The 8,641-nt window shown below is 61.9% G+C and carries 7 protein-coding genes; all 7 read left to right on the top strand.

Annotated elements, in window-relative coordinates; all coding sequences use genetic code 11:
* Positions 1 to 189: 189 nt before the first annotated feature.
* The 7 genes from urtB (at position 190) to alaC (ending at position 8,346) form a co-directional block, all read left to right on the top strand.
* Positions 190 to 1,767, top strand: a complete 1,578-nt coding sequence (urtB, locus tag AC1DXS_RS24500; RefSeq protein ID WP_477740045.1) for an urea ABC transporter permease subunit UrtB — start codon at positions 190 to 192, stop codon at positions 1,765 to 1,767.
* A 14-nt stretch (positions 1,768 to 1,781) separates the two neighbouring features.
* Entirely contained in the window at positions 1,782 to 2,909 is a 1,128-nt protein-coding gene (urtC, locus tag AC1DXS_RS24495; protein WP_477740044.1) for an urea ABC transporter permease subunit UrtC, read from the top strand.
* Positions 2,906 to 3,790, top strand: a complete 885-nt coding sequence (gene urtD / locus AC1DXS_RS24490; RefSeq protein WP_477740043.1) for an urea ABC transporter ATP-binding protein UrtD — start codon at positions 2,906 to 2,908, stop codon at positions 3,788 to 3,790. Before urtC ends, urtD begins: the two co-directional genes overlap by 4 nt.
* A gap of 670 nt (positions 3,791 to 4,460) precedes the next feature.
* Positions 4,461 to 5,153 carry an urea ABC transporter ATP-binding subunit UrtE gene (gene urtE, locus AC1DXS_RS24485; RefSeq protein WP_477740042.1) on the top strand — a complete coding sequence of 231 codons (693 nt, stop codon included), beginning with the start codon at positions 4,461 to 4,463 and terminating at the stop codon, positions 5,151 to 5,153.
* A gap of 315 nt (positions 5,154 to 5,468) precedes the next feature.
* Positions 5,469 to 6,314 (top strand): DUF817 domain-containing protein, encoded by an 846-nt coding sequence (locus tag AC1DXS_RS24480; protein WP_477740041.1) that lies wholly within the window; start codon positions 5,469 to 5,471, stop codon positions 6,312 to 6,314.
* 6 nt (positions 6,315 to 6,320) lie between these two features.
* Complete coding sequence (locus AC1DXS_RS24475) at positions 6,321 to 6,737, top strand: ribosomal maturation YjgA family protein (protein WP_477740040.1); 417 nt, start codon at positions 6,321 to 6,323, stop codon at positions 6,735 to 6,737.
* Between the two features lie 406 nt (positions 6,738 to 7,143).
* Positions 7,144 to 8,346: an alanine transaminase gene (gene alaC / locus AC1DXS_RS24470; RefSeq protein ID WP_477740039.1), complete on the top strand. Its 1,203-nt coding sequence runs from the start codon at positions 7,144 to 7,146 to the stop codon at positions 8,344 to 8,346.
* The last annotated feature ends 295 nt before the right edge of the window (positions 8,347 to 8,641 follow it).

Genomic DNA, 8,641 nt, shown 5'->3' with positions numbered 1-8,641 from the left:
GATTGCAGCGGGGGAGGGGATTGATACCTTCCCAGTCTTTGCTCTCTTCTTTCTTGCTCCTTCCCCCGCTGGGGGAAGGTTGGGATGGGGGCCAGCCGGCCTCCACACCCCAAGGAAGCTGCAGCCTGGGCACCAGACCGACTCACAAATCCGGTCCACGCGCCCAAGCTACAGGTTCTTTTTTTACCCATGCTGCTACGCCACCTACTTTTCTCCCTACTCACGCTCCTTGCAGCCGCCCACGCCCATGCCTTGACCGCTGAGGAGGTCAAGGGCATGGCCATTGGCGAGACCGAGGCGCGGGTGGAGGCCTTGGCCAAGGCCGCGGCTGTGGCGGACGACAAGACGGCGGCGTTTATCCAGGCGCTGTCTGACGATGCGGTGAAGACCAAGGGTGACAAGGTTTACGTCGTGAAGGACGACAAGGCTTACGACCCAATCACGGGCGCCGAGACGCCGCTGCCGGCCGATGCCGAGGATGTGATCAACCCCAATTTGATGCGCAGCGAGATTGACAACGCGCTGGCGGCCTTGAAGCTGTTCTCCAAAGACGAGAAACAGCGGCGCGACGCGATCAAGACCCTGGGCGGGGACAACGACGAGGCCCGACTGCCGCTGATTGAAAAAGCCTACGCGGCCGAGACGGTGCCCGAACTCAAGAACCAGCTGGAGCTGATGCGCTCGGCCATCCTGCTGGGCAGCAGCGACAAGGCCAAGCGCCTGGCGGCGGCCGCGCAGCTGGCCGGCAGCAAAAACCCCAATACCAAGACCGTGTTGATAGAACGCCTGGGCACCGAGGCCGATGCCGACGTGAAGGTGGCGTTGCAGGCGGCGCTGGCCAAGGTGGAGGCTTCGCTCGAATGGGGCAACAAGCTGGGCGCGATTTTCAGCGGCATCAGCCTGGGCAGCATTTTGCTGCTGGTGGCGCTGGGCCTGGCGATTACCTACGGCCTGATGGGCGTGATCAACATGGCGCATGGCGAGCTCATGATGATTGGCGCCTATGCCACCTATGTGGTGCAGGGCGTGTTCCAGAAATACTTCCCGGGCCTGTTTGACTGGTATCTGCTGGCGGCCGTGCCCGTGGCTTTTATGGCCTCGGCGCTGATGGGCGCGGCGCTGGAGCGCGGGGTGATTCGCTTCCTCTACGGCCGGCCGCTGGAGACTTTGCTGGCCACCTGGGGTATCAGCCTGATGCTGCAGCAGCTGGTGCGCTCCATCTTCGGCGCGCAAAACGTCGGTGTGGAAAACCCGGTGTGGATGAGCGGCGGCGTGCAGGTGCTGGGCAATCTTTCGCTGCCTTACAACCGGCTGATCATCATTGTGTTTGCCATCGCGGTGCTGCTGGGCGTGGCCTGGCTGATCAGCCGCACGCGCCTGGGCCTGTTTGTGCGCGGCGTCACACAGAACCGGCCGATTGCCTCGTGCATGGGCGTGAACACGGCGCGTGTCGATACTTACGCCTTCGCGCTGGGATCCGGCATCGCGGGCCTGGCCGGCTGCGCGCTGAGCCAGGTGGGCAATGTGGGCCCCGACCTGGGCCAGGGTTATATCGTCGATTCCTTTATGGTGGTGGTGCTGGGCGGCGTGGGCCAGCTGGCCGGCACCGTGTATGCCGCGCTGGGCCTGGGCATTCTGAACAAATTCCTCGAAGGCTGGACGGGCGCCGTGCTGGCCAAGATCGCCGTGCTGGTCTTTATCATCATCTTCATCCAGAAGCGGCCGCAGGGCATCTTTGCGATGAAGGGCCGTAGCGCGGAATCCTGATCATGAGCACCCCTATGGCAACCCCCAATACCGCGGCCTCCCGCGTGCAACTCCCGGCCAAAGGCCCGCTGCTCACGCGCGGCGGCTGGAGCGCTTTCATGATGGCGCTGATCGCCGTGTGCGCGATTGCGCCCGTGCTCAACCTCTGGGTGCCCGAGGGCAGCATGTTCCACATGAGCACCTACGCGGTGGCGCTGCTGGGCAAGATCATGTGCTACGCCATCTGCGCGCTGGCCATGGATTTGATCTGGGGTTACACCGGCATCCTTTCGCTGGGGCACGGCGTGTTCTTTGCGCTGGGCGGCTACACCATGGGCATGTATTTGATGCGCCAGATCGGCCGTGACGGCAATTACAAAAGCGACTTGCCGGACTTTATGGTCTTCCTGGACTGGAAGGCGCTGCCCTGGCACTGGGCCTTGAGCGACAGCTTTGTGGCCACGCTGATCCTGATTGTGGCGGTGCCGGGGATTGTGGCTTTTGTGTTTGGCTTTTTTGCGTTCCGCTCGCGCATCAAGGGCGTGTATTTTTCCATCATCACCCAGGCCATGACTTTTGCGGCCATGCTGCTGTTCTTTCGCAACGAGACGGGGTTTGGCGGCAACAACGGTTTTACCGATTTCAAGCGCATTTTGAACATTCCGCTGGCCACGCCTTCGATGCGCATGACGCTGTTTGTGATGACGGGCCTCACGCTGCTGGGTTTCTTCCTGTTCGCCAAGTGGCTGGTGGGCAGCAAGTTCGGCCGGGTGCTGCAGGCCATACGCGATGCGGAGACGCGGGTGATGTTCTCGGGCTACAACCCGCTGGGCTACAAGCTCACCATCTGGGTGATCTCTGCTGTGATGTGTGGCGTGGCCGGCGCGCTGTATGTGCCGCAGGTCGGCATCATCAACCCGAGTGAGATGAGCCCAGCCAACTCGATTGAAATCGCCATCTGGGCGGCCGTTGGCGGCCGTGCGAGCCTGATAGGCCCGATCGTCGGCGCCTTTATCGTCAACGGCGCCAAGAGCTGGCTGACCGTGGCTTACCCTGAGTTCTGGCTGTACTTTCTGGGCCTGCTGTTTATCAGCGTCACGCTGTTCCTGCCCGATGGAGTGGTGGGCCTGGTGAAGAAGCTGCGCAAGGGAGGTGAGAAATGACCCCCGATCTGTTGGAGCAGGGCGCACGCCGCATTGAAGAGCGCCGCGCCGCGCTGGAAGCCGGCAAGGCCAATACCGAATCGGGCGGGCGCAACGCCAGCGGCAGCCGCGTGGCCCACCCCACGGGTGAGGTGGACGTCACCCACGGCCGCATTCTTTACCTTGAAGATGTGAGCGTGAGCTTTGACGGCTTCAAGGCCATCAACAAGCTGAGCCTGGACATCGCGCCCGGCGAGCTGCGCTGCATCATCGGCCCCAACGGCGCCGGCAAGACGACGATGATGGACATCATCACCGGCAAGACGAGGCCCGATGAAGGCACGGTGTTTTTCGGCAGCACGATTGATTTGCTGCGCCACAAGGAAGCCGAGATCGCCCAGCTGGGCATAGGCCGCAAGTTCCAGAAGCCCACGGTGTTCGAGCAGCTGACAGTCTTTGAAAACCTGGAACTGGCCCTGAAGACCAACAAGGGCGTGAAGCACTCGATGTTCTTCAGGCTGGACTCCGCCCAAAGCGACCGCCTGGCCGAAGTGCTGGTGACGATTCACCTGGCCGACAGCGTGGGCCGCCTCGCCGGCAACCTGAGCCACGGGCAAAAGCAGTGGCTGGAAATCGGCATGCTGCTGATGCAGGACCCCAAGCTGCTGCTGCTCGACGAACCGGTGGCCGGCATGACCGATGAGGAAACCGCGCGGACGGCTGAGCTGTTCTTGACGCTCAAGGGCCAGCACTCCTTGATGGTGGTAGAGCACGATATGAGTTTTATCAAGACGATTTCGGAGATCGTGACGGTGCTGTGTGATGGTTCTGTTTTGGCACAAGGCACCTTGGATCAAGTGCAGGCGGATGAACGGGTTATCGAGGTGTATCTTGGGAGGTGAGGTTGTTTTGCCGGGTCTTGCTCCGGCGGGCGCGCCTGCTCCCTCTGCTGGGAGTTGCTGGCCGGGGGTTGCCCGGCGGCAAGTAACTTTCTTTTGCTTCGCCAAAAGAAAGTCACCAAAGAAAAGGCGACCCGCAGTCTGGGTCCCTGCGCTTCGCTTCGGGCAACCTGCGGTGCTCGAGCCAAGCGGGGTCAAAAACAACTCGCCTTCGGCTCAAACACGTTTTTGCCCTGATCCGCTTGTCTCTGCGCTCCTCGGCCCAGCCAGRACGGGGCAATCGGGAGCGGGGACAGAAGATAAATACCAAAGAACAAACCAAGAMAAACAAGGACACGCCATGGCGTGTCCTTGTGGTTTAGGTATTCGGGGTTCTGTCTTCGGCTGTTTGGCTGTTGGTAGTCGGGCCCCTTGTGTATGCGCCGAGGAGCGCAGGTCCAGACGGATAAGGGCAAAAACGTGTCTGAGCGAAGCGAGTTGTTTTTGACCCCGTCTGGCCCGAGCACCGCAGGTTGCCCCGTAGCGAAGCGAAGGGGACGCAGACACCAGGGTCGCCTTTTCTTTTGCTTACTTTTCTTTTGGCGAAGCAAAAGAAAAGTGAGTTGCCACCGGGCAACCCCCGGTCAGCAGTCCTCATCAAAGAGCGCCCACTCGGCAGAGTAAGGAAGTCCATATGCTCATAGCAAAAAACATCAACCAATACTACGGCGGCTCCCACATCCTCAGAGATGTGAGCCTCGACGCCCACCTGGGCAAGGTGACAGTGCTACTCGGCCGCAACGGCGTAGGCAAAACCACGCTGCTCAAGTCATTGATGGGCTTGGTCCCCATCAAGACCGGGACGATTGAATTCGACGGCAAACAAATCCAGTCCAGCACACCGTATGAACGGGCAAGAGCAGGCATAGGCTTCGTCCCTCAAGGCCGCGAAATCTTCGCCCGCCTGACGGTGGAAGAGAACCTGCGCATGGGCCTGGCCTACAAGAGTGCGTCTACGCCGATCCCTGCCGAGCTGTATGAGCTGTTTCCGGTCCTCAAGCAGATGCTGGGCCGCCGTGGCGGCGACCTGTCGGGCGGGCAGCAGCAGCAGCTCGCGATTGCGCGCGCGCTGGCGGCCAAGCCCAAGCTCTTGATCCTGGACGAGCCGACGGAGGGCATACAGCCGAGCATCATCAAGGACATAGGCCGGGTGATACGCATGCTGGCGGACCGGGGCGACATGGCCATCCTGCTGGTGGAGCAGTACTACGACTTCGCGCAGGAGTTAGCCGACGACTACCTGGTGATGGAACGCGGCGAATTCATCGCGCGCGGGCAGGGCAAGGACATGGAAGCCAACGGCGTGCGGCAGCTGGTGGCGATTTAGGCGTTCTTTTTCCCTCTCCCCCTGGGAGAGGGTTAGGGTGAGGGCGGTCTGCGGTCGATAGCTCTCGCTGCGCGATGTTCCAAGGCCGCGGCCCCTCACCCCCGCCCTCTCCCCAAAGGGGCGAGGGAGTAAAAATGCACTGGCCTCGGTGTTTCTCCCTCTTCCCCCGGGGAGAGGGCCAGTCGGCAGTCGCTAAACTACGGGTCCATGCACACGCCTCGGCCCTCACCCCGCACTCTCCCAGAGGACGAGGGCGTCAATGCCGGGGCACGGCAAGGCGCCGGCAACAACACTCAATAAAAAAGGTACACGCCAATGGCTTTGCTCGCCCTGGACAACTGGCTGATCCGGGAAAAATCGCATGAGGGCCTGTCGGGGTTTCGCCGCTTTCTGGTGGAGTTCGGCTGCTTCGGCCTGAAAGAGGCCAGGGCTTGCCTCTTTGCCGGGCTGTTCTTTGCGGCGGTGTTCCTGGTGCCGCGGGGCGGTGTGGCGGGCATCCCGCGCTATGACCTGCTGCTGGTGATTGCGCTGCTGATCCAAGGCTGGATGGTGATGGCCAGGCTGGAGACCTGGGACGAGCTCAAGGCGATCTGCCTTTTCCACGTGGTGGGCTTCGGCCTGGAAGTCTTCAAGACCTCCGGCGCCATCCAGTCGTGGAGCTATCCGGACTTTGCCTATACCAAGGTGTTTGGCGTGCCGCTGTTTTCGGGGTTTATGTATGCGGCCGTGGGCAGCTACATCATCCAGGCCTGGCGCTTGTTTGACCTGCGCATCCGGCACCACCCGCCTTACTGGATGGCCGTGGTGATCGCGGTATTGATTTACGTCAACTTTTTCACCCACCACTATCTGGGCGACTACCGCTGGTACATCGCGGCCTGCCTGGGCGGGCTGTATGCGCGGTCTTCCGTGATCTTCCGGCCTTATGACCGGGACCGCAGCATGCCCTTGCTGCTGGGCTTTTTGCTGATCGGGTTTTTCATCTGGGTGGCCGAGAACATCAGCACCTTCTTCAGCCTGTGGCACTACCCCAACCAGCTTGGCGCCTGGTCCATCGTGCATGTGGGCAAATGGAGTTCCTGGTCGCTGCTGGTGGTGATGACCTTCACCATCGTGGCCAACCTCAAGCATGTGAAAGCGCGCATCCATGTGCCTGACTGAGGCTGCATGAGCCTGCGTTTTGACCGCGAGGCGGCGCTGTGGGCCGTCCTTATTTTCATCAYTGAAGTGCTGATCGCGACCGTGTGGTCGCAGCACCGCTGGCTGCGCGGCTTTGTCGGCGACGTGCTGGCGGTGGTGTGGGTGTACTTTTTGTTAAAGACCGTGCTCAAGGCCAGCACCTTAAGCCTTGCGCTGCTGGCGTTTGCCGTGGGTTGCGGGGTCGAGCTTGGCCAGTATGCGGCGGCCGTGAACGGCTGGCATGTCGAGAACCGGGTGCTGCGGATTGTGTTGGGCTCGGTGGCCGACTGGATGGATGTGCTGGCTTATGCGGTCGGGTTTCTGCTGGTGCTGGGGCTTGAATCGTTTCTTGCGCGGCTGCGGTTTTTCTTTACTCCCTCTCCCTCTGGGAGAGGGCGGGTGTGAGGGCCAGCCGGCGGTCGATAGGCCTCAGCTCTATGCCCAAGGCCGCGGCCCCTCACCCCCACCCTCTCCCCAAAGGGGCGAGGGAGTAAAAATGCACTGGCGTCGGTGTTTCTCCCTCTCCCTCTGGGAGAGGGCAGGGGTGAGGGCCTCGGCCTGTGCATGAAGCAGTGGCCTTTCGGCCGCCGCCGGCCCCTGTCTTGCAGACCGCAGCCCAGACAGAGCCTGGGCTTCTTCGCGCTGTCCATATGCGCGCAGGCGCATCTGGAGCCGCAGCGCTCAGCCCCCACCCTCTCCCCGCAGGGGCGAGGGAGTTAATGCAGATATTCGGGTAGGATGGCGCTGGGCCGGCCCCATTGCCGGCCACGTCGCTCGGACGGTTCCGGGCGCTTACGTGAAAGTTCTTCCTATGTCCGCTTCCCCAGGCAAGCGCCGCTTTGCGCGCATTGACCGCCTTCCCCCTTACGTTTTCAACATCACGGCCGAACTCAGGGCCGCGGCGCGCAGGCGCGGCGAAGACATCATCGACATGAGCATGGGCAACCCCGATGGCGCCACCCCGGCGCACATCGTGGCCAAGCTCACCGAAGTCGCGCAGCGGCCCGACACGCATGGCTACTCGGCCAGCAAAGGCATTCCGCGCTTGCGGCGCGCCATCGCACACTGGTACCAGAGCCGCTACCAGGTGGCCATAGACCCGGACAGCGAAGCCATCGTGACCATAGGCTCCAAAGAGGGCCTGGCCCATTTGATGCTGGCCACGCTGGACCGCGGCGACACCGTGCTGGTGCCCGATCCGAGCTATCCCATCCACATTTACGGCGCGGTGATCGCCGGCGCCGACATACGCTCGGTGCCGCTGACGCCGGAGACAGACTTTTTTGCGGAGCTTGAAAAAGCCATACGCGGCAGCTACCCCAAGCCCAAGATGATGGTGCTGGGCTTCCCTTCCAACCCGACGGCGCAGTGCGTGGAGCTGGCGTTTTTTGAAAAGGTGATTGCGCTGGCCCGCAAGCACGACATCTTTGTGGTGCACGACCTGGCCTATGCCGACATCGTGTTCGACGGCTGGAAGGCGCCCTCCATCATGCAGGTGCCCGGCGCCAAAGACATCGCGGTGGAGTTCTTCACGCTTTCCAAGAGCTACAACATGGCGGGCTGGCGCGTGGGCTTTATGGTCGGCAACCCCGACCTGGTCGCCGCCCTGGCGCGTATCAAGAGCTACCACGACTACGGCACCTTCACGCCGCTGCAGGTGGCCGCCATCGCGGCCCTCGAAGGCGACCAGCAGTGCGTGAAAGACATCGCCGCCCAGTACCAGGCACGGCGCGACGTGCTCTACAAAGGCCTGACCGAAGCCGGCTGGCCCGTGGACTGCCCCAAGGCCTCGATGTACATCTGGGCGCGCATTCCCGAGGCGTACCGCAAACTCGGCTCCCTGGAGTTCGCCAAGCAACTGCTGGAAAAAGCCAAGGTGTGTGTGTCGCCGGGCATTGGCTTTGGCGACCATGGGGATGACTATGTTCGGTTTGCGTTGATTGAGAATGAAGCGCGGATTCGGCAAGCGGTTAGGGGGATTAAGGCTATGTTCAAGGCCGATGGGGTGAAGTAGGTTTTTCTGCCGGGTCTTGCGCCGGCCTTGCGCGCTTCCTCATCCTCCTCCTTCCTCTGCTGGGGCTTGCTGGCCGGGGGTTGCCCGGCGGCAACTCACTTTTCTTTTGCTTCGCCAAAAGAAAAGTAAGCAAAAGAAAAGGCGACCCTGGTGTCTGCGTCCCTTCGCTTCGCTACGGGCAGCCTGTGGTGCTCGGTCCAGACGGGGTCAAAAACAACTCGCCTGCGGCTCAAACACGTTTTTGCCCTTATCCGTCTGGACCTGCGCTCCTCGGCGCATACACAAGGGGTGGGGA

The organism is Polaromonas sp. P3_B1 (genome assembly GCF_056402935.1).
The sequence above is the reverse complement of the archived record's forward strand: the minus strand, read 5'-3'. Positions and strand labels throughout refer to the sequence as shown.

Coding starts and splice junctions, on each gene's coding strand:
- urtC (WP_477740044.1), top strand. CDS start 1,782: ATGGCAACCCCCAATACCGCGGCCTCCCGCGTGCAACTCCCGGCCAAA.
- urtD (WP_477740043.1), top strand. CDS start 2,906: ATGACCCCCGATCTGTTGGAGCAGGGCGCACGCCGCATTGAAGAGCGC.
- AC1DXS_RS24480 (WP_477740041.1), top strand. CDS start 5,469: ATGGCTTTGCTCGCCCTGGACAACTGGCTGATCCGGGAAAAATCGCAT.
- urtE (WP_477740042.1), top strand. CDS start 4,461: ATGCTCATAGCAAAAAACATCAACCAATACTACGGCGGCTCCCACATC.
- urtB (WP_477740045.1), top strand. CDS start 190: ATGCTGCTACGCCACCTACTTTTCTCCCTACTCACGCTCCTTGCAGCC.
- alaC (WP_477740039.1), top strand. CDS start 7,144: ATGTCCGCTTCCCCAGGCAAGCGCCGCTTTGCGCGCATTGACCGCCTT.